General features: G+C 47.6%; 25 protein-coding genes and 1 pseudogene. 15 read left to right on the top strand and 11 right to left on the bottom strand.

Translation table 11 applies throughout. The features are described 5' to 3' along the window. Positions 1 to 54: 54 nt before the first annotated feature. On the bottom strand, positions 55 to 570 hold the full coding sequence (lepB, locus tag AD710_RS13145) for a signal peptidase I (RefSeq protein WP_045925291.1): 516 nt from the start codon (positions 568 to 570) through the stop codon (positions 55 to 57). Next, positions 567 to 1193 carry a TVP38/TMEM64 family protein gene (locus AD710_RS13140; protein WP_016938301.1) on the bottom strand — a complete coding sequence of 209 codons (627 nt, stop codon included), beginning with the start codon at positions 1191 to 1193 and terminating at the stop codon, positions 567 to 569. Before AD710_RS13140 ends, lepB begins: the two co-directional genes overlap by 4 nt. 150 nt (positions 1194 to 1343) lie before the next feature. Here AD710_RS13140 and AD710_RS13135 point away from each other — a divergent pair, with 150 nt between their 5' ends. The 4 genes from AD710_RS13135 to AD710_RS13120 all read left to right on the top strand — a co-directional run bounded on the left by AD710_RS13135 (position 1344) and on the right by AD710_RS13120 (position 3848). Continuing rightward, entirely contained in the window at positions 1344 to 1703 is a 360-nt protein-coding gene (locus AD710_RS13135; RefSeq protein WP_016938302.1) for a YhjD family protein, read from the top strand. Positions 1704 to 1823: 120 nt separating this feature from the next. Then, positions 1824 to 2024 carry a DUF3311 domain-containing protein gene (locus AD710_RS13130; RefSeq protein WP_003155162.1) on the top strand — a complete coding sequence of 67 codons (201 nt, stop codon included), beginning with the start codon at positions 1824 to 1826 and terminating at the stop codon, positions 2022 to 2024. Continuing rightward, the gene (locus AD710_RS13125; RefSeq protein ID WP_049628227.1) at positions 2021 to 3490 is read left to right on the top strand and encodes a sodium:solute symporter family protein; all 1470 of its coding nucleotides are present in this window, start codon (positions 2021 to 2023) and stop codon (positions 3488 to 3490) included. Before AD710_RS13130 ends, AD710_RS13125 begins: the two co-directional genes overlap by 4 nt. A 40-nt stretch (positions 3491 to 3530) precedes the next feature. Beyond that, on the top strand, positions 3531 to 3848 hold the full coding sequence (locus tag AD710_RS13120; protein WP_016938304.1) for a YbjQ family protein: 318 nt from the start codon (positions 3531 to 3533) through the stop codon (positions 3846 to 3848). Between the two features lie 32 nt (positions 3849 to 3880). On the opposite strand, the gene AD710_RS13115 is transcribed toward AD710_RS13120, so the two are convergent. After that, positions 3881 to 4150, bottom strand: a complete 270-nt coding sequence (locus tag AD710_RS13115; RefSeq protein WP_016938305.1) for an excalibur calcium-binding domain-containing protein — start codon at positions 4148 to 4150, stop codon at positions 3881 to 3883. A gap of 195 nt (positions 4151 to 4345) precedes the next feature. Here AD710_RS13115 and AD710_RS13110 point away from each other — a divergent pair, with 195 nt between their 5' ends. After that, positions 4346 to 5056 (top strand): YrpD family protein, encoded by a 711-nt coding sequence (locus AD710_RS13110; protein WP_016938306.1) that lies wholly within the window; start codon positions 4346 to 4348, stop codon positions 5054 to 5056. Here AD710_RS13110 and AD710_RS20230 read toward each other — a convergent pair. The 3 genes from AD710_RS20230 to AD710_RS13100 form a co-directional block, all read right to left on the bottom strand. Continuing rightward, positions 5049 to 5183: a hypothetical protein gene (locus AD710_RS20230; protein ID WP_016938307.1), complete on the bottom strand. Its 135-nt coding sequence runs from the start codon at positions 5181 to 5183 to the stop codon at positions 5049 to 5051. The two genes, AD710_RS13110 and AD710_RS20230, sit on opposite strands and share 8 nt — an antisense overlap. A gap of 88 nt (positions 5184 to 5271) precedes the next feature. Continuing rightward, positions 5272 to 5643 carry an iron chaperone gene (locus AD710_RS13105; RefSeq protein ID WP_047476728.1) on the bottom strand — a complete coding sequence of 124 codons (372 nt, stop codon included), beginning with the start codon at positions 5641 to 5643 and terminating at the stop codon, positions 5272 to 5274. Positions 5644 to 5788: 145 nt separating this feature from the next. Next, on the bottom strand, positions 5789 to 6367 hold the full coding sequence (locus AD710_RS13100; protein ID WP_016938309.1) for a competence protein ComK: 579 nt from the start codon (positions 6365 to 6367) through the stop codon (positions 5789 to 5791). Positions 6368 to 6683: 316 nt separating this feature from the next. Here AD710_RS13100 and AD710_RS13095 point away from each other — a divergent pair, with 316 nt between their 5' ends. Beyond that, the gene (locus tag AD710_RS13095; RefSeq protein WP_045925286.1) at positions 6684 to 6917 is read left to right on the top strand and encodes an IDEAL domain-containing protein; all 234 of its coding nucleotides are present in this window, start codon (positions 6684 to 6686) and stop codon (positions 6915 to 6917) included. Positions 6918 to 6946: 29 nt separating this feature from the next. Here AD710_RS13095 and AD710_RS13090 read toward each other — a convergent pair whose 3' ends face one another. Then, positions 6947 to 7804, bottom strand: coding sequence for an SDR family oxidoreductase (locus AD710_RS13090; protein WP_007610477.1), 858 nt, complete (start codon positions 7802 to 7804; stop codon positions 6947 to 6949). A 123-nt stretch (positions 7805 to 7927) separates the two neighbouring features. Between AD710_RS13090 and AD710_RS13085 the strand changes: the two genes are divergently transcribed. From AD710_RS13085 to AD710_RS13060, 7 genes and pseudogenes are all read left to right on the top strand, one after another. After that, positions 7928 to 9451, top strand: coding sequence for an FAD-dependent oxidoreductase (locus AD710_RS13085; RefSeq protein WP_049628226.1), 1524 nt, complete (start codon positions 7928 to 7930; stop codon positions 9449 to 9451). Positions 9452 to 9469: 18 nt separating this feature from the next. Next, positions 9470 to 10057, top strand: a pseudogene (locus tag AD710_RS20370) (protoglobin domain-containing protein); the annotation flags it as partial. A gap of 165 nt (positions 10058 to 10222) precedes the next feature. Beyond that, the gene (locus AD710_RS20365; RefSeq protein ID WP_395941030.1) at positions 10223 to 10864 is read left to right on the top strand and encodes a methyl-accepting chemotaxis protein; all 642 of its coding nucleotides are present in this window, start codon (positions 10223 to 10225) and stop codon (positions 10862 to 10864) included. A gap of 130 nt (positions 10865 to 10994) precedes the next feature. After that, complete coding sequence (locus tag AD710_RS13075) at positions 10995 to 11552, top strand: biotin transporter BioY (protein ID WP_049628225.1); 558 nt, start codon at positions 10995 to 10997, stop codon at positions 11550 to 11552. Between the two features lie 11 nt (positions 11553 to 11563). Further along, a complete protein-coding gene (locus tag AD710_RS13070) occupies positions 11564 to 13000 on the top strand; it encodes an acyl-CoA synthetase (protein WP_049628224.1) in 1437 nt (478 codons plus the stop codon). After that, positions 12988 to 14079, top strand: a complete 1092-nt coding sequence (locus AD710_RS13065; protein WP_016938315.1) for an acetyl-CoA C-acyltransferase — start codon at positions 12988 to 12990, stop codon at positions 14077 to 14079. The genes AD710_RS13070 and AD710_RS13065 overlap by 13 nt, the downstream gene beginning before the upstream one ends. Positions 14080 to 14129: 50 nt before the next feature. After that, complete coding sequence (locus tag AD710_RS13060) at positions 14130 to 14705, top strand: histidine phosphatase family protein (RefSeq protein ID WP_049628223.1); 576 nt, start codon at positions 14130 to 14132, stop codon at positions 14703 to 14705. 15 nt (positions 14706 to 14720) lie between these two features. Here AD710_RS13060 and AD710_RS13055 read toward each other — a convergent pair whose 3' ends face one another. Continuing rightward, entirely contained in the window at positions 14721 to 15560 is an 840-nt protein-coding gene (locus tag AD710_RS13055) for an ABC transporter substrate-binding protein (protein WP_049628222.1), read from the bottom strand. A gap of 487 nt (positions 15561 to 16047) precedes the next feature. Between AD710_RS13055 and AD710_RS13050 the strand changes: the two genes are divergently transcribed. After that, a complete protein-coding gene (locus AD710_RS13050) occupies positions 16048 to 17196 on the top strand; it encodes a S8 family peptidase (protein WP_016938318.1) in 1149 nt (382 codons plus the stop codon). Between the two features lie 43 nt (positions 17197 to 17239). On the opposite strand, the gene AD710_RS13045 is transcribed toward AD710_RS13050, so the two are convergent. Next, complete coding sequence (locus tag AD710_RS13045; RefSeq protein WP_049628221.1) at positions 17240 to 18490, bottom strand: M48 family metallopeptidase; 1251 nt, start codon at positions 18488 to 18490, stop codon at positions 17240 to 17242. A 154-nt stretch (positions 18491 to 18644) separates the two neighbouring features. On the opposite strand from AD710_RS13045, the gene AD710_RS13040 reads away from it, so the two are divergent. After that, positions 18645 to 19040 carry a YhfM domain-containing protein gene (locus tag AD710_RS13040; protein ID WP_049628220.1) on the top strand — a complete coding sequence of 132 codons (396 nt, stop codon included), beginning with the start codon at positions 18645 to 18647 and terminating at the stop codon, positions 19038 to 19040. A gap of 50 nt (positions 19041 to 19090) precedes the next feature. On the opposite strand, the gene AD710_RS13035 is transcribed toward AD710_RS13040, so the two are convergent. Both AD710_RS13035 and AD710_RS13030 read right to left on the bottom strand, forming a co-directional pair. Continuing rightward, a complete protein-coding gene (locus AD710_RS13035; RefSeq protein ID WP_049628219.1) occupies positions 19091 to 20632 on the bottom strand; it encodes a fatty acid--CoA ligase family protein in 1542 nt (513 codons plus the stop codon). 131 nt (positions 20633 to 20763) lie between these two features. Beyond that, on the bottom strand, positions 20764 to 21408 hold the full coding sequence (locus AD710_RS13030; RefSeq protein WP_049628218.1) for an SDR family oxidoreductase: 645 nt from the start codon (positions 21406 to 21408) through the stop codon (positions 20764 to 20766). Between the last annotated feature and the right edge of the window lie 59 nt (positions 21409 to 21467).

Here is a 21467-nt window from a genome sequence, read left to right as displayed (position 1 = left end):
CATTATAGTCTTTCCTCTGCTTTTTGACAATCATTTCCGAAAAAAAGACGCCGTTCACTTGGCGTCTGATTCACTGATGACCCCGACGATGTCTTTATCCTTAATCGGTCCGAAATGGCGGCTGTCGAGGCTGTATATGCGATTGTCGCCAATAACGAAATATTGTCCCTTCGGTATGCTTTTGCGCCCGGTCGTTTCCTTCAATGTATAATCACCGGTCACATGGCTGCCTGCGGACAATGATGACTTTAACGGTTTTAAAAACGGTTCTGAAACCCGTTTTCCATTCACATACAGCTGGTCTTCCCTGTAAGCGATCGACTCGCCCGGGAGCCCGATGACACGTTTGATCAGCACTTTGTGGTGCGGGCCTTTAAACAGGACAATATCGAAACGGCGGATCGTTTTGTAACGATGGGAAAACTTGTTGACTATCAGCTCATTTCCTTGTTTAAAGGTCGGGTTCATGCTGATTCCTTCGACTTTATAATCAATAAAAATGGCATTTTTTAATTGTATGGCCAAAACAACGATAAGCACGCCGGCTATAAACCAAAATCGTTTTTTCAAGATTCCTGTCTCCCTCCGTCTTTCTCATGCTGACTGATCCTCGTCTGTAAACGCCGTTCGATATGCTTTCCTGCATACCACAGCACCGCGATCACCGTTAAGGCGCCCGCCATCCTGAAAGGCTGTGTAAAGAGCGCGTGAAGGTCATACCCGATAAAGCTGATCATAAAGATCATGACCATTTTCCCCATAGCGGCGGCTGATACAAACTGCAGCGCCCCCACCCGTGACAGGCCGGCAACGATATGAACCGCAGCGGACGGCGTAAAGGGGAAGCAGAGTAATATAAACAGCGGACCGAAACCGTGCCGCTCAACCCACAGCATCATCCGCCTTATGGTCTGATGCCTGCGGATGAAACCGAAAGCTCTTTTCTGTCCGAAACGGCGGACGGCATAAAACATAAGCAGTGATCCTGCCGCAGATCCGAGCCACGACAGAAAAAAACCTTCCCACAGTCCAAATGCATTCGTATTCGCCACCACAAATACAACAAGCGGCAAAAACGGAAGAAACGCTTCAATAAAAGGCAGTAAAACCGCAGCCGCCGGGCCGAAAGCTCTATAGCTTTGGAACCATTCCGTCAGCTGTTCCTCAGTGAAATATGATAAAAATTGCTCCAACGTTTATACTCCTTAACGAGTTTGTCTATCCTTATTCTACACATTATCTCCAAAAAACGAAAATGTTTACGAGATTTTCCGACTTGAAATATCGTGTAAGCGAGTATAAAATAAGAACAAATGTTCTCTTTTAAGAAAGAAGGAGTATTTATGCCTGACATCCGGAGCGGCACCCGCGACCTCATCGAAAAAGGGCTGTTTCTGCCCATGGCAGCCGCCATTCTGAATCGGGATCTCGAAGCGCTTGATTCGTGCCCGTTCAAATTAAAACAACCCTATAAACAGCTTATCAGCTGCTCTTTAAAATTAGCACAAAAGGATTTGAGTGATGTTCGAAAAGAGTTAAGAAAGCGTAAAATCAAAATATACGAAGCCCAAAGAGATGAAGCATTTACGCTTTATATATGCACCATTAACGGCTATGAAGAAAAACACCGTTATTTCAACCCGAGAATACGGGAACAGGTAACCGCCTTATTGGAATATTACCTGTCTCTTGCAGCCATTTAAAAAGCAGCCGGGACTGCTTTTCCTTTCAATCAATAAAATTCAGACTATTCACACTATACATTCGACATGATTTTCTTTATAATTCGGGACACGCTGTTTTCAATGAAAAGGAGGAATGTTATGAAACTGATTCATGTTCTCGCTGCTCTGCCCTTTTTCGGAATTCTCGCCGGCATTCCATTCGCCAACCGGGTGACGCCTTATGTTTTCGGAATGCCTTTCATTCTCGCATATGTCGTCATCTGGGCGGTTCTGACTTCTGTTCTGATGGCTGCGGTTTACAAATTGGACAAAGAAAACAAGGCGGGTGAGACGGAATGAACGCCGCATTTCCCGTAATGGCCGCCGTGCTCCTGTTTTGTGTATATCTCGGAATCCGCGCCCGAAAAGGAAAAAAGATGGACCTTGAACAATGGACGGTGGGCGGACGCGGCTTCGGCACGATGTTTGTCTTCTTATTAATGGCGGGAGAAATTTACACGACCTTCACATTCCTCGGCGGAAGCGGATGGGCTTACGGAAAAGGGGGTCCCGCCTTTTACATTATCGCTTACGGCTGTCTTGCCTACATTTTGTCATATTGGCTTCTGCCTGCCGTGTGGACATACGCCAAACAGCACAAACTGATGTCGCAATCTGATTTTTTTACTTCAAAATACAACAGCCCGCTCCTCGGCATTCTCGTATCGCTCGTCGGCATCGCATCTCTCATCCCCTATCTCGTCCTGCAGCTGAAAGGGCTCGGATTAATTGTTTCAGCAACGTCGTACGGCCAGATTCCGCCATCAGCCGCAGTCTGGATCGGCGCTGTCTCCATCACGATTTATGTGATGATTTCAGGAATCCACGGTTCAGCGTGGATATCAGTCGTCAAAGATATCATGATTTTAGGCATCGTCCTGTATTTAGGCATTTATCTTCCCATTCATTACTACGGCGGTTTTGCGGAGATGTTCAAACAAATCGACGCCGCAAAACCCGGATTTCTTACACTTTCTGAAACCGGACAGAGCCCTTCATGGTTCAGCTCAACCGTCCTGCTGACCGCTCTCGGCTTTTATATGTGGCCCCATACCTTTGCCGCTTCCTATTCGGCGGAGCATCCGCGGGTGTTTCGGAAAAACGCGATCATCATGCCTCTTTATCAGCTTGTCCTGCTGTTTGTCATCTTTACCGGATTTGCGGCGATTCTGCAGGTGCCCGGTTTAAAAGGGGCGGACACGGATCTCGCCTTATTAAAGCTGTCAGTGAAAACCTTTGATCCTTGGTTTGTCGGACTGATCGGATCGGCGGGCATTCTGACGGCGCTTGTCCCCGGTTCAATGATACTCATGGCCTCAAGCACGCTGTTCGCCAAAAATGTGTACAAAGCAATCCGGCCCGGCACGACTGACAAAAAAGTTTCACGGCTCGCAAAATATGCCGTACCCGTTATTGCGCTGATTTCCGTATATTTTACGCTGAAAGGCGGAAATACCATCGTCACCTTGCTTTTAATGGGCTACAGCCTTGTCACCCAGCTTTTCCCCGCGCTTTTATTCAGCCTGCCGAAGCGGCGTTTTATCACAAGCCACGGCGCTTTTGCCGGCATAGCGGCCGGGGTCGGGACGGTCGCCTTCATCACGCTGACCGAATCAACCATCGGAACCCTCTTTCCGTTTCTTCCGCAAATCGTGAAAGACATGAATACAGGCATCATCGCGCTGATTTTAAACACCGCCGTCATGTTTGCAGTCAGTGCCGCAGTCAGAAAAAAACAAATCAGCGCAGCCGAAAAGGCGGCTTAATGGTAAAATAGCGGTAAGACACATGGAGGGGGAAAGCCGCATGATCATGACAACAACTGAAACCGTCGCCGGAAAACAGATTACGGAAGTAAAAGGCCTGGTGACAAGCAGTATCGTCCAGTCCCGTCACATCGGAAAAGACTTGCTTGCAGGCTTAAAATCTGTTGTCGGCGGCGAATTAAAAAGCTATACCGAAATGCTGGAAGACTCCAAAAAAGCGGTGAAAGAACGGCTGATCAGAGAAGCGGAGCAGCTCGGAGCGAACGCCATCGTTGGCCTGCGGTTCGAACTGACCGCCGGACAGAACACATCCGAATTAATCGGATACGGAACCGCCGTCACCATCGAATCAATGTAAAAAAACAAGCCTCTTTAAAGAGGCTTGTTTTTTTATTTCTCACATGCGATATAGTCTTTATCACGATCAAGTCTTTTATTTGCATCGTAAAGCGCTTTTGAGACATACGGCTTGTACTTTGTTCTGCCGCCTTTGTTTTTCACTTTTGACGTCCGGGCCACGCCGCCCTTATACACCTTATTCAGCGCCTTGCAGTTTTGATACGTTTTCACCTTTGTTTTCGCTTCTGCCGTCTGCCCCGCCCCGTATGAACATCCGAACACCAGACCGAAAGACAAAAGCACAGCTGCCGTCTTTTTCATACTCTATCTATCCCCTCTCCTGAGTGATGCGGTATTGCAGAACATAGCATAGTTCAAATAATCTCCATTTACAAGATAAATAGGAAAAAAGTTTCGATTTACATTTGTTTGGATCTCTTTTATGGAATTTCTTCCAAAACCTTTTATAATATGAATTGATAGCGCTATCTGACTATGATGATAGGAGGAGAAATGATGGTGAAAAAAGGGCTTCTTGCGGGTGTGCTCACTTCAGCCGTTCTATTCGGTGTATGTACTGCGGATATTCCAGGGGTCATCAGCCCCAATACGGCAGAAGCGGCGTCCCAGCTCAGCAAAGGAATCGGCGGAAGGGCCTACCTGAACAGTACGGGCTCTGTTCTCGTCACGAAAATTCAGCTTCCGAGCTCGATTCAGGTGTCAAATGGGACAGCCTATATTTACTCAGGATTTACCGGAGGCACGGAGGCCGATATCGGGCTTCAGTACAGTGAAACGTATCATGTATGGAAACCGATCATGAAAGTCGGCTCAAAAGGGCAAAGCCAGGTCCGGTATCTGGAAGGAGAAAGCCAATTCACCTATACGAAAGGCTTCCGGCCCGGCAGCACCGTACAGCTGACCATTTACAAAAATCTGAACGGTAATACCCGCGCCACATATTGGGGCACGAATAATGACGGGTACACCGGCCGCATCATCTCAGAACTCGCACAAACAAATGTAGGTTCGGTCTCAAAATGGAAAGCGCTCGCCACCGTTGCGGTCACATCAGAGGATCAGCGCCCTTACATCAAATCAAACTTCTCAACAGCTTTTACAAACATCACGATCGACAATAAAGCAGTCACACCTGTGGTGGATACACAGGACTTTGCCAAAGTGACGGTGTCAGGCAGCAGCGTCAGCATGTCTGTCGTCAAATAAAGAATTCCGAACGCACGATTCCTGCCATCGTGCGTTTCGTTATGTCAATCCCGCACTTTACCGCGAAGATTTCGCCTGAAGGAAAAGCCGTTTTCGCCGAACCCGGGTATTCAGGCGATGAACGCATGATGATCCTCCGCCGGAAACGCAAATCCCTTAGGATTACTTTTCATAAAAAAGCTCCTGATCAGGTTTGTGCTTTAATATTTTTTCGTTCATTTCCGCCAAAACGCTGAACAGTCTGCCTTCTCCTGAATATTAAATTGAATCATGCTTTCAAGCAGATCATAATGCACCGGTTCAGTCCATTGAATTCTGAACAAACGGGAAGTGGCGCTGTAGCCGGCGCGGGCGATGTCATCGGCAAAGTGCGCAATCCCCGCTTCTTCGGGGGAAACACTTAGATGGTGTTTCGCTGCTGCAAAGCCGATAATAAAGGTGCCGTGATCAGTAAACATCGGCGTATTCCACTTGATCTGCGGTTGTAAATTCGGGAATCGGTCAGCCGTCCAAGACAGGATTTCCTCTAGTTTGAGCCGGTGATCCGGATTGTCGATTCCTGATACATATTTTGCAAATACATCCATGCCCATCTCTCCTAAAATATAATGTCATAACTCTTTCCACCATCATAGCCAACAGACGGAGACGATACAACTCTGCCCGGGCATGTAAATCAAAAAAGCCCTCTCCAAAAAGGAAAGGGCCCGTCCCTTCACATCACAGCTTTCTCTAATATCTCTCCCCCAGCTCCCGCAAAATAAAGTCGTAAATCATTTTAGTCCGCTCTTCTTTCGGGTACAGCATGAATTCCTGACGCTTCGGGATATGGCTGCCCATCCTGTCCTGAAAAGTGGTTCTGAGATAGGCGGTTCTGTAAACTTGATTCTCAAAAGAATGATAAGATACTTCCAGCTCCATCGTTTTGCCGTTTGAGAATGTGACCGCTGTATCATCGAATGCGGTCGGTTGAAAATCTTTAACATGCACATGAGATATCCAGCCGCATTGAGGCCTTGAAGAAGAAAGTGTAGGGAATAAAAAGATGTGATTTGAAGGGTCCACCATAATCGGCGGCTTGTGAGAAATTTTAATCGCTTCATATGTTCCCGCTTTTCTCCCGGCATAGCTGGAGCCAAAGTAGCGGCAGCTTCTGTCAATGATGTGAATCGGCTTCATGCTGACATATAGAATGCAATCTTTTTCAATGATCTTCGACCCCATTTTACCGTCTATTTCCTCAGGCAAAACAGCGATGGTTGAACGATTTACTTCGTAGCTTTCTAAGGGTGCGTGTGTTTTCTGGCACATAATGTGCAGCCTCCAATCCTTTTCTTGAAAATTTATACTAATAATCTATCATCTGTCATTGGAAAACGACAGGTTTTTTTTGAATATAGCTAAAAATCACCTTTTAAAGATATAATTTAGTCTTAATTTACTACTTAAATATTATTTTTCAATTTCCTTTTCACAACATTTATACAATGTTATTTTTCAATTTTTCGTCAGTTTGCAGGATATGTCGATATATTTCCAAGTATTAGTTGTCTAAAGATTATAAAAATTAATTGATTTTTCCGGCTGTTATCCATATACTATAAAAAAGGCATTGGGGGGATTCTTTATGAAAGAGAAAAAATCGTACACTGAGCTCATGAAGTCCCGCAACACGCAAAAAGCAAATGAATTCGATGTGACAATGGCCGATATTTACATTCAAATGGTGCTCGACGAATCCTTGTATAAACGCCGGCTCCACACGCTGACAAAACAGATTGATAAAGCGCTTGATGATAAAAATAAAGAAGCGTTCCTTACGCTTTCTAAAGAATATGCTGCACTCAAACAGAGTGAATAAGCCAATCCATATGGATTGGCTTTTTTATATTATCCGTTTACGATGGTGCCGCCGTTCACATGAATTGTCTGTCCCGTGACATAGGAAGAATCATCGCTTGCTAAGTACAAATAGCTCGGTGCCACTTCAACAGGCTCTCCCGGGCGCTGCATCGGCACGTCTGAGCCGAAGACTTCCACTTCCTTCGCCGAGAAGCTCGCCGGAATGAGCGGCGTCCAGATCGGCCCCGGCGCCACTGCGTTCACCCTGATGCCCTGAGTGACAAGAGACTGGGACAGAGATCTTGTAAACGTGACGATCGCCCCTTTTGTCGCTGAATAGTCAATCAATGTTTTGTGGCCTTTGTAGGCGGTAATGGAGGCCGTATTAATGATTGAACTTCCTTTTTTCAAGTGAGGGAGCGCGGCTTTCGTTAAGTAAAACATTGAAAAAATATTCGTCTGAAACGTTCTGATGAGCTGGTGGCTCGTGATTTTCTCAATCCCCGGCTGCACGTGCTGCTCACCCGCATTGTTGACTAAGATGTCAATAGAGGGAAAGGCTTGGCCCGCCTGACGGATGACATCGTTGCAAAAGGCTTCGTCGCCGACATCACCTGCGATCAGCAGACACTTTGCCCCCTCTTTTTCTACATATTGCTTCGTCTCTTCGGCATCCTGATGCTCATCAAAGTAAACGATGACCACATTTGCGCCTTCCTTCGCGAACAAAACGGATACGGCGCGTCCGATTCCGCTGTCTCCGCCCGTGATAATCGCAGTTTTTCCTTCAAGTTTTTTCGCCGCTTTCGGTTTGTCAAACACAGGGCGCGGGTCCATTACATATTCAAAGCCCGGCTGCCGGTTTTGATGCTGCGGCGGCAAGGTTTTCTTCTTCTGATTCGCCATTTTGATCACTCCTTTACATTAATTACTATATTATGAGTAATTTGAGCATCTTATACGACTTTCATGTATGAATATAGACTTATTGGAAAAATTAAGAATATACAATAGAGGAGGTAATTTGAAATGACTGCTTTTTCAAACGAGGAATCTGCTTCCTATTGGAAAGCAACAGCTGACATTCCTTCCTTTCCCGCCCTGACTGAAGATACGGAATGCGACGTTGCGGTTATCGGCGGAGGAATTACAGGCCTGACAACTGCATACGAACTGACGAAAAGAGGCTTCCGTGTCGCTGTCATTGAAGCAGACCGGATTTTAAACGGGACGACCGCGGGCACGACCGCAAAAATCACCGCCCAGCATGATTTCATCTATGCCGATCTTATTCAGCAGATCGGACTGACCAGCGCAAGGCTGTATTTCGAAGCCCATCTTCGCGCTATGGAAGATATGAAGCAGATCATCAAGGACCTTTCGATTGACTGCAGGCTGATTGAACAAGACGCGTATATTTACACGAATACGGAAGCCGGCGTCAAAAAAATCCGCAGCGAGCAGGAAGCCTACACCAAGCTCGGCATTGAACATGAGCTTGTGAAAGAACTTCCCGTCCCCGTTAATTGCAGGCTCGGCCTTGCCATGAAGAATCAGGCGCAATTTCATCCGCTTTTATATGGCGCGGCGCTTGTGAAAGAGATGGTCAAAAATGGGGCGCGGATTTTTGAACAGACGGCGGCAATTGACATTAAAAAAGAACCGCAGCCTGAGGTGGTCACGAAAAACAGACACGGCATCAAGTGCCGCTACATTGTCTGCTCCTCCCACTTTCCTTTTTATGACGGCGGAGGGCTTTATGCCGCCAGAATGTATGCCAGCAGATCCTACGTACTCGCGGTAAAACCGAAGCAAGCGTATCCTGACGGTATGTTTCTCAGCATAGACAAGCCGTCCAGATCACTGCGCTATACAGAGCTGAACGGTGAAAAACTGGTGCTCGTCGGCGGCGAAAGCCACAAAACAGGCCAAGGAAAAGAAATGTCCGAGCATTACGAAGCGCTGAAACAATTTGCAGAAGACACAATCGGAGTCGAAAGCATCCCATATCATTGGTCTGCACAAGACCTTGTCACCATTGACAAAATCCCGTTCATCGGTCCAATCTCAGGCGATGAAGAATATATTTTGGCGGCGACCGGTTTTAAAAAATGGGGCATGACAAGCTCAGCCCTTGCGGCGAAGCTTTTGGCTGATCATATCCAAAACAAAAAGAACCCGTTCTCCAGCCTGTTTATCCCGTCACGTTTCCACGCAGATCCGGGGCTGAAAAAACTGATTTCCTATAATGCCGACGTAGCCAAACACCTTATCTCGGGCAAACTTGAAAGGCCGGACGCTTCACCTGAGTCCCTTCAGCCCGGAGAGGGAAAAATCGTAACGGTAAACGGCAAACGGGCCGGCGCTTATAAAGATGAAAAAGGCTGCCTGCATCTTGTCGACACGACATGCACCCATTTAGGCTGTGAGGTTGAATGGAATGACGGCGAACGGACGTGGGACTGCCCTTGTCACGGCTCCCGGTTCACACCTGACGGCGGGGTTGCCGAAGGTCCCGCCATCAAGCCGCTGAAGCGCATCACGCAAGATTAACTGAACCATTCTGTATGAATGGTTTTATTTTTTTGCTTTAAAATATTTTTACCAGATTCCTTCATTCAAGTTCCTTCCAAACCGATAAAAAGAAAAAGAGAATATCTGGAGGAACTAATATTGTTATTTAAAAAAGACAGCAAAAAAGAAACAGCTTATTTTTCAGAAGCCGACGGCAAAAAACGCATCGAGCTTTCAAATCAATATGCAGATGTCAAAAAGCAGCTGAAAATGGTCAGGCTTGGAAACGAAGAGCTTCATGTGCTTGAAGAGCTGCAGCCGTTAATCAAAGAACATATTTCCACCATCGTCGATTCCTTTTATCGAAACCTGGATCACGAAAAATCATTAATGACGATCATTAACGACCACAGCACGGTCGAGCGCCTGAAAAAAACATTACGCCGTCACATCCACGAAATGTTCGCCGGCACGATAGATGATGAGTTCATTGAGAAAAGACAGCGCATCGCTTCCATTCATTTGCGGATCGGCCTTGAACCAAAATGGTATATGGGGGCGTTTCAGGATCTGCTTCTGTCGATGATGAATATATATGAAGCTTCCATCCCGGATTTGCATGAGCTTTTAAAAGCGATCAAAGCGACGACGAAAATACTGAATCTCGAACAGCAGCTCGTCCTTGAAGCGTTCCAGACCGAATATAACTGCCAGCGGGACGAGCAAGAAGAAAAGAAAGCCCGTCTTCATCAAAAAATTCAGGAAACATCCGGGTCACTCGCTGATCTGTTTTCAGAAACGAGTAGAGCCGTGCAGGAGCTGGTCGATAAATCAGAGGACATTTCCGAGGCGTCAAAAGCCGGCACCGTCACTTCCGTACATGTAGAAGAAAAGTCAATCGGCGGAAAAAAAGAACTTGAAAGCCAGCAGAAGCAATTGAATAAAATCGACGCCAGCCTTCTGCATATTGAAGAAGAAATGGATAAGCTGAATGACATTGCCCAGCAAATCGAAAAAATCTTCGGCATCGTGACGGGGATCGCCGAGCAAACGAATCTCCTGTCATTAAACGCTTCAATAGAATCTGCGAGAGCCGGGGAGCACGGCAAAGGCTTCGCCGTTGTCGCAACGGAAGTAAGAAAGCTTTCAGAGGATACGAAAAAAACCGTTTCCACCGTATCAGAGCTTGTGAACAATACCAATACACAAATCAACATTGTGTCCAAACACATTAAAGATGTAAACGGACTTGTGGGTGAAACGAAAGAAAAAATGACGCAGATCAACCGTCTGTTTGATGACATCGTCCAAAGCATGAAAACGAGCAAAGATCAGACAGGCAAAATCGACGTTGATTTACAGGCTTTTCTCGGCGGCCTTCAAGAAGTCAGCCGCGCCGTTTCCCATGTTGCATCATCCGTTGATTCACTTGTTATCCTCACAGAAGAATAAAGACAAACCGACCGGCCTTTTTTATAAAGGGCCGGTCTTTTTAATGTAAACTAAAAATATAATGATGTTGACATATATAAAGACTCGATTTATTGTATAAACATATTTTGATAAGCTGGAGGAATACATAATGAAATTGACAGAAATGATGCATATTGCCGTGTTTACCGCCATTATGGGACTTTTGGGGCTGCTCCCCCCGCTTTTCTTATCCTTTACGCCGGTTCCGATTACACTCCAGACGATCGGTGTGCTTTTATCAGGAAGCATCTTAAAACCGAAAGCCGCGTTTTTAAGCCAATTGCTGTTTTTGCTGATTGTGGCATGCGGAGCGCCTCTCCTTTCGGGCGGAAGAGGCGGGTTCGGGGTTTTTTTCGGGCCGAGCGCCGGGTATCTCATCGCATATCCGCTTGCGGCATTCCTGCTTAGCCTCAGCATCCGAAACCTTCGCAGAGCCAGCGCACCCCATTTGTTTATCAGACAGTTTTTGTTCGGCGTGCTGTTTTTGTATGTCATCGGCATTCCCGTTCAGGCTTTTATGATGCACATTGATATCTTGACTGCCGTAAAACTCAGCCTCATCTATGTGCCGGGAGATCTGCTTAAAGCGGCCGCAGCCTCATTCGCAGCCGTAAGAATCAGAAAAACTCTTCAAGCAAGCCGGCTTTTGCCGACGAAAGGAAGCTGATTTTACTCACCATGATTACATCATCATATTCAGAAACAGCCGGACAAGCGCCGGAACAAATCGCCATTCAGACAGAAACAGATCAGATCAACTATCAAACTTGGAATAAACTTGTAAACCAGACCGCAAACTGGCTTGGCAGCCTTTCAGGTAAGCCGAAAAACATTGCAATATTACTGCCGAATGAAATCCCTTTTTTACAACTATTCGCAGGGGCGGCGCATGCCGGCTGCACGGCGGTTCCGTTAGATCCCCGCTCGACAGCGGCGGAATTCGCGGATCAGCTGCACATCAGCAAAACCGATCTCGTCATCTGTGACCGCCGGCTGAGCGGCAGATTGAACGGTGTCAAAATACCCGTCATTCTGTGGGATGAATGCAGATCTTATATCGAGGCAGAGAAAACAGAAGGCGCCTTTATCAAAAACGCCGGCCTGCCCTTTTATACTGGGTTCACCTCGGGTTCGACCGGAAAACCGAAAGCCTTCACCCGCTCCCACCGTTCGTGGCTGGAGAGCTTTTCTTGTACGAAACGTGAATTCGGCATTTCCCCTGATGACAAAGTGCTGGTACCGGGCACGCTGCGCTCATCACACTTTTTATACGGCGCCGTCAGCACTTTGTTTATCGGCGGAACCGTCATCCTTCAAAGAAAATTCAATCCGGCCGGAATGAAAGACTGGCTGAGACAAGCTGATGTTCTGTATACCGTACCGACAATGACCGACGCCCTGCTCTCGGCAGAAGCGTTTCCGGATAAACCGCTCAAGGTGATTTCTTCCGGCGCAGACTGGCCGGCTTCGTCTAAACAAGCGCTGTCAGACCGCTATCCTCATTTGCGGTTATATGATTTTTACGGAACGTCCGAACTGAGTTTCGTGGCTTTCTTATCGCCTGAAGACGGCGCAGAAAAGCCAAATGCGGCGGGCCGGCCGTTTGATCATGTTAAAATCGAAATCCGCCGTCCCGGAGGAGAACGCTGCATGCCGGGCGAAACGGGGAAGATTTTTGTGAACAGCCCGATGAAATTTTCGGGATACATCGGCGGCGCAAAGCCTGATGATTCCGGATGGATGACGGTTGATGACATGGGGTATGTCGACCGTGACGGCTATCTATATATCGAAGGACGTGAAAACGGGATGATCGTATCCGGCGGCCTGAACGTGTTTCCTGAAGAGATTGAACGTGTGCTCAACGGCTGTCCGGGCGTCAGAAAAGCGGCCGTAACCGGTGTGCCTGATGCCTATTGGGGCAGCATCGCCGTTGCGGTAATCGACGGACATGCGGATGTAAAGGAACTGAAGAAACGGTGCCGCGAACAGCTGGCAGCATATAAAATCCCAAAAAAATGGCTGTTTTCAGAAATACCGGAAACAGCCGGCGGAAAGATCGCCCGTGCCGCCATACGAAAACAGGCAAAGGACATGATGGAATGGAAGCGGTAATTACGGATGCGAAACGGACGATTTTCGCCCGGGAAAACGGCCTGTTAAAAGACTGTCTTCCTGAGGATTTAGCCGCTCCGCTGATCCGCCATTTGAGCCGGAACACACCCGAAGACATTGATGAAGTCCTGATCGGAAATGCGACGGGCCGCGGCGGAAACCTCGCCCGGCTGTCAGCCTTGGCGGCCGGACTTCCCTTGAGCGTGTCCGGGACGACCATCGACAGACAGTGCGGCTCCGGGCTTGATGCCGTGAGAATCGCGTGTCATTTTGTAAAAGCCGGCGCAGGGAGTACGTATATCGCGGGAGGAGCGGAGAGCAGCAGCCGCTCCCCTTTCTCATCGCGCGCGCGTTTTTCTCCAGAACATATCGGCGATCCTGATATGGGCATAGCAGCCGAGTATACGGCACAGGCTTACGGGGTAACGAGAAAGATGCAGGACGAATATGCCCTTCTCAGCTATGAACGGAGCGTCAAAGCGCACGAAGACGGCCTGTACCGCCGGGAGATCCTCCCCATTCGCGGATTCGCCGCTGACGAAAACATGCAAAAAAAGCGGAACATGGAGCCTCTCATCGCCCGCGCCAAACCCGTCTTTCAGCCCGGAGGCTCTGTCACCGCCGCCAACAGCTGCGGAATTTCTGACGGGGCGGCGGCAGTCTGTGTGATGGAAGAACAAAAAGCGCGGTCTCTCGGTTTAAAGCCGAGATTGCGTTTTATCGGAAGCGCGGTAAGCGGCGTCCATCCGCATTATCCGTCAGCTGCTCCGGTGTATGCCGTCAAAAAACTGCTGAAGGAGCGGGACCTGTCACCTGATGACATTGATATATACGAAATAAACGAGGCGTTTGCCGTCAAAATATGCGTCTTTTCACAGCAGCTTCAAGTGCCGTATTCTAAAATAAATGTCCGGGGCGGCGCTCTGGCCGTCGGACATCCGTACGGGGCTTCCGGAGCGGCGCTTGTCACCCGGCTTTTTTATGAAGCAAAAAGGCGGCCGGATGCCCGCTTTGCAACAGCAGCGATCGGCAGCGGAGGCGGAGTCGGACTGGCGCTTCTCTTTGAAGTGTTAACGTAACGGCAGTATAATAGATGATATCGATAAAAAATGATCGGAGTGGAGACTTTATGACTGCCGTTTGTTTAGTAAGACATGGAGAGACTGATTGGAACGCCCAAAAGAAGCTTCAAGGCAAATCCGATATTCCGTTAAATGCGACGGGAGAGCGTCAGGCGAAAGAAACAGGAGAATACTTAAAAGGTTTCAAATGGGATGTCATCGTGTCAAGCCCGATGAAACGGGCCAGAAAAACAGCCGACATCATTAATGGATTTCTGAATCTTCCTATCGTCGTCATGGAAGATTTCAGAGAACGGAGCTATGGGGATGCGGAAGGAATGTCTTTACCGGAACGGTCGAAGCGCTATCCGGATAAAAACTATCCGAACATGGAGACCGCAGAGGAGCTGACAGACAGAATGCTGGCCGGTTTAGTGAAAGTTCAGGAGCGCTTCCCTGATCAAAAAGTACTGATCGTCGCTCACGGCGCAGCCATTCATGCCCTCTTGTCCGCCATTTCTGACGGTGACACCGACATACAAAACGCAAAGCTTGTCAATGCTTGTCTGAGCAATATCGAACGGATTGAAGATCAGTGGCGCGTCAAGGATTACAATGTAAGCAGCCACCTTTCAGAAGCATAGCAAAAAGGCCCGCATTCAGTGCCGGGCCTTTTTAGCGGGCATTTTTTCCTGCAGATCAAGTAATATGGCGTCCGCACCGTCAATACTCCGGCGTTCCGTCCAAACCGCCCTGTCCGCGCGGTAAACATGTCTGTTTTTCACGGCTTTAAGCTGTTTCCAGATCGGATTCTTTTGGAACTCTTTCTCTCCGCCCAACAGCACGATGTAATCAGGATCGATATGCAAAAGCCCCCCGGGTGTCATTTTGATAGGCTCAGATTTTCCGCCGGAAGCTGTCTGGACCGCATAGGTAAACCCTGCGAGCGTTAAAAGCCGGGACGTAAAAAATTGATCATCCTTTACGGAAAAGCTGCCGTTTACAGCGTTCATTATTAAAATCGAGGCGCCTTCTGCATCCAGTTTTCTTTTGATGTCATTCAGCTTTTCTTCCTGAGCCGACAACTTTTTCTCTATGATGCCCTCTTTACCGGCCGCCTTTTCAATGGTAAGGGCGGCGTCAACCGCATCCTGATAATCCGCATCTTCATTTTTTAAAGCGATTGTCGGAGCGATCTCCGTCAGCTTATGGTATATCCCTCTGTGCAGGCTTGAGTCTGCAATGATGAGATCGGGTTTCAGCGAAGCGATCTTTTTCAGGTCGGGATGTGACCGGTTATCGGCCGCAGCCACAGGCTTTATGCCGAGATCATGGAGGGTATCATTAAAGCCCGGATTCAGCACGGCGACGCGCTGCGGATGCGCTGGCACATGTGAGGTCCCCAGATCATGTCTGATGGCAGTCTCATGTTCCGGCCCTGAACATGCCGATATGACGAGGACGGCCAAGATCGGCATCAGCATACTGAATCGTTTCATCTGTTCCCCTCTTTCGTTTTTCCGCAATTATATCATGATCAAGATAAGCATCAATGATATTCATAATCATTATTTTTATAAAATGGTTTCATGGCTATTCTCCATCAAGGAAGCCAAAGACTGATTCATGCCGGAGCTTTTTCTCATTCTGTTTTCACGTCCATCAGTCTTCTGCATTCAACAAAAAGTGACATTTATCCTGTTTTTGGTTCAACATCCAAAAATGGAAGCAAAACATTCGACCCAGTAAACAAGCGAGTCATTGCGCTTGTGTACATTTACTCATGTCCTTCCATCGGTTTTTTCCATTAAAATTTAAATATTTCGGGTTCCTACTAAATGAAAGAGAGTTGATATACCTAAATAGAAATAAAACGGGATGAAAAAAATTGGGTCTACTAAAATATTATTCCATACTATACAATTAATCCACAGAATAGTCTGTCTATTGGTTATTCTGCAAATGAAAAAAAGGAGAGGATAAAGAGTGAGAGGCAAAAAGGTATGGATCAGTTTGCTGTTTGCTTTAGCGTTAATCTTTACGATGGCGTTCGGCAGCACGTCTTCTGCCCAGGCGGCAGGAAAATCAAACGGGGAAAAGAAATATATTGTCGGGTTCAAACAGACAATGAGCACGATGAGCGCCGCTAAGAAGAAAGATGTCATTTCTGAAAAAGGCGGAAAAGTACAGAAGCAATTCAAATATGTAGACGCGGCTTCAGCTACATTAAATGAAAAAGCTGTAAAAGAGCTGAAAAAAGACCCTAGCGTCGCTTACGTTGAAGAAGATCACGTTGCAAAAGCGTACGCGCAATCCGTGCCTTACGGCGTATCTCAAATCAAAGCCCCTGCTCTGCACTCTCAAGGCTTCACCGGATCAAATGTTAAAGTAGCGGTTATCGACAGCGGTATCGATTCTTCTCATCCTGATTTAAAGGTTGCAGGCGGAGCCAGCATGGTTCCTTCTGAAACAAATCCTTTCCAAGACAGAAACTCTCACGGTACTCACGTTGCCGGCACAGTTGCGGCTCTTAATAACTCAATCGGTGTATTAGGCGTTGCGCCAAGCGCATCCCTTTACGCGGTAAAAGTTCTCGGCGCTGACGGTTCCGGCCAGTACAGCTGGATCATTAACGGAATTGAGTGGGCGATCGCAAACAAAATGGACGTTATTAATATGAGCCTCGGCGGACCTTCTGGTTCTTCAGCGTTAAAAGCTGCAGTTGACAAAGCCGTTGCTTCCGGTGTCGTAGTGGTTGCGGCAGCCGGTAACGAAGGCACTTCCGGCGGCTCAAGCACAGTGGGCTATCCTGGTAAATACCCTTCTGTCATTGCAGTCGGCGCTGTTGACAGCAGCAATCAAAGAGCATCTTTCTCAAGCGTAGGGCCTGAGCTTGATGTCATGGCACCTGGCGTATCGATCCAAAGCACGCTTCCCGGAAACAAATACGGAGCATACAACGGTACGTCAATGGCATCTCCGCACGTTGCCGGAGCGGCTGCTTTAATTCTTTCTAAGCACCCGAACTGGACAACCACTCAAGTCCGCAGCAGTTTAGAAAACACCACTACAAAACTTGGTGATGCTTTCTACTACGGAAAAGGGCTGATCAACGTACAGGCGGCAGCTCAGTAAAACATAAAAAACCGGCGTCGGCCTTGGCCCCGCCGGTTTTTTATTATTTTTCTTCCTCCGCATGTTCAATCCGCTCCATAATCGACGGGTGGCTCCCTTTGAAAATTTTGACGAGAAACGGCGGGTTGACCCGGCTCAGTCCCGTATCGGCCAAGTCCTGAAACGTCTCAATCGCCGCTTCCCGGTTTCCGGTCAGCTCGATGCCGTAACGGTCGGCGGCGTTTTCCTGATACCGGGAGACGGCATTCGTAATCGGATCAGAAGCAAAACTGAGCACCGATATGAGCAGCAATAACAGCGGGAGAGCGGCCAGATCTTTAGGCCCCTCTATATGAAGCATCCGGCTGAAGGATTTCGCCAGCCGCCTGTAAAGCTTGTCAATGATATAGAACCCGGCCAATGACAGCAGCAGATACCCGGCAAGTCCAATGTACACGTGCTTCATCACATAGTGCCCCATCTCATGCCCCATAATGAACAAAATTTCCGGATCCTTCAGTTTGTTAAGAGTGGTATCCCACAAAACGATGCGTTTATTCGAACCGATGCCCGTCACATACGCATTCAGCGCGTTCGTTTTCTCCGACATATTCACTTCATAAACATGGCTGGCGGGAATATCGGCCTTGTCGGCAAGTGACAAAATTTTGCTTTCCAGCTCCTTGTCTTTCAGCGGATAAAAATCATTGTATAAAGGATCAATGACGACCGGCTGCAGGAAAAACAAAAACAGGGTAAACGGCACGGTCAGACACCAAGCGTAAAACCACCATTTTTTTGTATGCTTTGTGATCAGCCAGTAAAACACAAGCACACACGCGGCAAACAGCGGAAAACTGATCCAGAAATCAATGACATGGTCTCTGATCCAGCTTGTTGCGGTCTGGGTCGAAATATGATACGCAAGCGAAACCCGATATCCGATCCACTCAAGCGGAAGCGAAGCCGCCGTAACGATGAGTGAAATGACAAATACGAAGCTTACGATTTGCAGCACCCGAAAGCGCACCGCTGCTTCCAGCCATTGCTTTATTTTTTTGGCAAGCCCAGTAATGAGCAGCAGAAAAAATAAAAACCAATCTAACGGCGCCCCGATAAAAAACAGAAAATCCTTTACATTTGAATAGTTTTCAGCGGCTGCCAGGCGGCCCGGGTCCATAAACGAGGCCGGATCGGCTTTCGTTCCCTTTACGGCCTCCGGGACCGCGGAGTCTCCTGTCATAAAGAAATACCAATAGAAAAAAAGGCCGTACAGCACATAGGCAAGTCCCGCTGCCGCAATCCATTTGCGCATGGAAGTCACCCTCCTTACCCTTATGACTTACTCCTATTGTAAGCATAAATGCAAATAAATAGAACCAAGCCTCCGAAACGGATGTTAATCTTTTCACAACAGAAAAGAATGGAACAACAGGAAGCGGGAAAGACTAAAAGACGGAGTGATGAATATGAAAAAAATAATCGCATTTATTGTAGTAATCGCCCTTTTGGTTATTGCTTTCTTCTATGTATACAGCCGGACCGGCGATGTGTTTCCATCAAGCAACGCAGATCTGATTATTCTGTCTGAGCACGGAAAAAAAGAAATCAAAATTAAAGACAGGCAGAATGTAAAAGATATGCTCGATATCTTGAACCAAGGAAAACAAGTCAAACTGACCAAAAGCGTGTCTCCCGATTACAACGGAACGGTCAAATACCATGAAGACCGTATTGATTCATTCAGCATGTGGCTCGAAAGCGGCAATTATATGACGTACAAGTATAAAAACACGTATTACAAACTGACCCGGCATGATACGTTGCTTGTGCAAAGCATCATGAAGGAAGAATCGCAGAGCTGACCGGATCAGTTCATGTAAAAGCGAAGCCCTCAGGCTTCGCTTTTCGTCTGTCATTTCGGAAGCATGTCCCGAACCGCCCGTCTCAGCAGCTTCCCGGTCGCATTCTTCGGAATCTCATCAAGAAAAACCACTTCCGCCGGGCGCTTATATTTTGCTAAATGCTGTTCACAGTAATCAACAACGGCCTGCTCTGTCAGTTCACCATCGGCAGGCACTATATAAGCATGCACCGCTTCCCCCGTTTTGGCGTCAGGAACGCCGATGACCACGGCTTCTTTAATGCCCTCATGTCTGTAGAGCACTTCTTCTACTTCGCGCGGATAGACGTTGTATCCGCCGACGAGAATCATATCTTTTTTTCTGTCGACGATATAAAAATAACCGTCTTCATCGCGCTTCGCCAAATCACCCGTGTACAGCCAGCCGTCCTTCAGCGCGTGTTCCGTCTCCTCCGGCATCTTGTAATAGCCTTTCATCACATTCGGCCCTTTCACGATCAATTCCCCCACTTGATGGGCGGGCAGTTCTCGACCGAGCGTATCAACGACTTTATTTTCGACATGCAAAATATTCGTCCCGATTGAGCCGGGCTTTCTCCCCCGGTCAAACGGATTGAAACAAGTAACCGGAGACGCTTCAGAAAGTCCGTATCCTTCCAAAATGGTGACATTAAAGGTTTGTTCAAACGTCTGCAGCAGAGCGACCGGCATCGAAGCGCCGCCTGAAATGCAGAGCCTGATAGACGCAAAATCCTCCGCCTTGCCGTGCTCATATTGATACAGGTAGTTATACATCGTCGGAACGCCTGCAAAAATAGTTGCCTGCCGGCGTTTAATCAGTTTAAACACAGAGGCCGGGCTGAATTGCGGCTCGATTAATACACACGCTCCGCTCATCAGAGGCGCATTCATACAAACGGTTAAACAAAAAACGTGAAACATCGGCAAGGCGGCTACAATTTTATCTTTCTCATTCATTCCTAAGTATCCGGCGACATCATTTGCGTTGGAAAAAAGATTCTGATGGGTGAGCATGGCGCCTTTCGGTTTTCCCGTCGTCCCTGAGGTATATAAAATGACGGCAGTATCATCTTGGGACAATGTCGGATAGGTTCTGGTGCGCTCCGCCGGACGGAGCATTTTTGTAAACGTTGTCATTTTTAAGCGCAATTGAGGGTCTTCTGTCGTTGGAGCGTTCTCTGCGGTCTGACTGATAATGATATGCTCCACTAGCGGCAGTGAGCCGTGCAGGCTTTCAAATACGGGAATTAAAAGGTCGATGCCGGCGATCGCTTTGACATCGCCGTTTTTCATCATATATGCGATCTCTGAAGGTGTGTATGCCGGATTAACAGGTATGACGACAACTCCCGCTTTTAACGCGCCGAAAAACGCAATGACAAAATCAGGCGTATTTCCGAGCAGCAAAGCGAGATGATCCCCTTTTTTCATTCCCCTGTCTTCCAATCCGTTTGCAAATGCTTCAATTTTACCTGCCAGCTCCTCATACGTCATGTACTGATCTTGAAATAGACAAGCTGGTTTTTCCGGTTTCTGTGATGCCGTTTCTTCCAATTTGGAAACCAGATTCATTTTCCCACCCCTTTAAAAATGTAATGAATGAATAGTCATTCACTTCTCCGGTATAAACGTTCACTTTCATTATAGAAAAATATAGAAAAACACTCAAGGGCTAAAAGCCCCGAGTGCCGTAAAACCGGAAACTATAATTGTTTCAGCGCTTCTCTGATGGGCGTGCTGCCCGCCGTCAGATCGAACGCCTTTTCAAACGTATTCGGTTCATTAAGGGATTCGATAACGGTCTTGGCGACATCGTCCCTTGAAATGGAGCCTCTTTCTAAATCGGCGGCGGCATTGATATTTCCCGTGCCGGGATCATTTAATAGTCCGCCGGGACGGATAATCGTATACGTCAAACCGCTTGCTTCAAGAATTTTGTCCGCATAATGTTTAGCGGCATAATACGGCTTCAGCGATTCATTCCAGTTGGCCCGGTTATGAGCCTGAAGGGCGCTCACCATAATAAACCGCTTAATGCCGGCTTTTTTTGCCGCTTCTATCGCTTTTGCCGCTCCGTCAAGATCAATCAAAAGCGTCTTATCATATCCGGTGCTTCCGCCTGATCCGGCGGTAAAAACCATCGCATCACAGCCCTCGGCGGCTTTCGCGATGTCTTCCGCACTTCCTTCGAGATCCGCAAGAACGGCTTCTGTTCCCGCAGCTTGAAGCGCTTCTTTCTGCTCTTCTTTCCGGACCATCGCCCGAAGCGTATGGGTGCCGTCTTGTTGAAACAGCCCGGTCAGCCGCTGTCCGATCTGTCCGTTTGCTCCGATGAGAAATACTTTCATCATGATCCCTCCCTATCTATTATGGTTCTATCATTTCATAAAAACGGGCGCTGATTCAA

It is taken from the genome of Bacillus sp. JFL15 (assembly GCF_001184225.1).
GTDB lineage: Bacteria > Bacillota > Bacilli > Bacillales > Bacillaceae > Bacillus > Bacillus siamensis.
Note: the sequence above shows the minus strand (reverse complement) of the source record. Positions and strands in the feature narration are given on the sequence as shown.

What these genes read in the sequence shown, in the direction of transcription:
- AD710_RS13130 (WP_003155162.1), top strand. Translation starts at nt 1,824, where the DNA reads ATGAAACTGATTCATGTTCTCGCTGCTCTGCCCTTTTTCGGAATTCTC.
- AD710_RS13070 (WP_049628224.1), top strand. Translation starts at nt 11,564, where the DNA reads ATGATTACATCATCATATTCAGAAACAGCCGGACAAGCGCCGGAACAA.
- AD710_RS13125 (WP_049628227.1), top strand. Translation starts at nt 2,021, where the DNA reads ATGAACGCCGCATTTCCCGTAATGGCCGCCGTGCTCCTGTTTTGTGTA.
- AD710_RS13090 (WP_007610477.1), bottom strand. Translation starts at nt 7,804, where the DNA reads ATGGCGAATCAGAAGAAGAAAACCTTGCCGCCGCAGCATCAAAACCGG.
- AD710_RS13085 (WP_049628226.1), top strand. Translation starts at nt 7,928, where the DNA reads ATGACTGCTTTTTCAAACGAGGAATCTGCTTCCTATTGGAAAGCAACA.
- AD710_RS20230 (WP_016938307.1), bottom strand. Translation starts at nt 5,183, where the DNA reads ATGCGTTCATCGCCTGAATACCCGGGTTCGGCGAAAACGGCTTTTCCT.
- AD710_RS13110 (WP_016938306.1), top strand. Translation starts at nt 4,346, where the DNA reads ATGGTGAAAAAAGGGCTTCTTGCGGGTGTGCTCACTTCAGCCGTTCTA.
- AD710_RS13135 (WP_016938302.1), top strand. Translation starts at nt 1,344, where the DNA reads ATGCCTGACATCCGGAGCGGCACCCGCGACCTCATCGAAAAAGGGCTG.
- AD710_RS13075 (WP_049628225.1), top strand. Translation starts at nt 10,995, where the DNA reads ATGAAATTGACAGAAATGATGCATATTGCCGTGTTTACCGCCATTATG.
- AD710_RS13105 (WP_047476728.1), bottom strand. Translation starts at nt 5,643, where the DNA reads ATGGATGTATTTGCAAAATATGTATCAGGAATCGACAATCCGGATCAC.
- AD710_RS13115 (WP_016938305.1), bottom strand. Translation starts at nt 4,150, where the DNA reads ATGAAAAAGACGGCAGCTGTGCTTTTGTCTTTCGGTCTGGTGTTCGGA.
- AD710_RS13030 (WP_049628218.1), bottom strand. Translation starts at nt 21,408, where the DNA reads ATGAAAGTATTTCTCATCGGAGCAAACGGACAGATCGGACAGCGGCTG.
- AD710_RS13065 (WP_016938315.1), top strand. Translation starts at nt 12,988, where the DNA reads ATGGAAGCGGTAATTACGGATGCGAAACGGACGATTTTCGCCCGGGAA.
- AD710_RS13060 (WP_049628223.1), top strand. Translation starts at nt 14,130, where the DNA reads ATGACTGCCGTTTGTTTAGTAAGACATGGAGAGACTGATTGGAACGCC.
- AD710_RS13055 (WP_049628222.1), bottom strand. Translation starts at nt 15,560, where the DNA reads ATGAAACGATTCAGTATGCTGATGCCGATCTTGGCCGTCCTCGTCATA.
- AD710_RS13035 (WP_049628219.1), bottom strand. Translation starts at nt 20,632, where the DNA reads ATGAATCTGGTTTCCAAATTGGAAGAAACGGCATCACAGAAACCGGAA.
- AD710_RS13120 (WP_016938304.1), top strand. Translation starts at nt 3,531, where the DNA reads ATGATCATGACAACAACTGAAACCGTCGCCGGAAAACAGATTACGGAA.
- AD710_RS13040 (WP_049628220.1), top strand. Translation starts at nt 18,645, where the DNA reads ATGAAAAAAATAATCGCATTTATTGTAGTAATCGCCCTTTTGGTTATT.
- AD710_RS13045 (WP_049628221.1), bottom strand. Translation starts at nt 18,490, where the DNA reads ATGCGCAAATGGATTGCGGCAGCGGGACTTGCCTATGTGCTGTACGGC.
- AD710_RS13095 (WP_045925286.1), top strand. Translation starts at nt 6,684, where the DNA reads ATGAAAGAGAAAAAATCGTACACTGAGCTCATGAAGTCCCGCAACACG.
- AD710_RS13100 (WP_016938309.1), bottom strand. Translation starts at nt 6,367, where the DNA reads ATGTGCCAGAAAACACACGCACCCTTAGAAAGCTACGAAGTAAATCGT.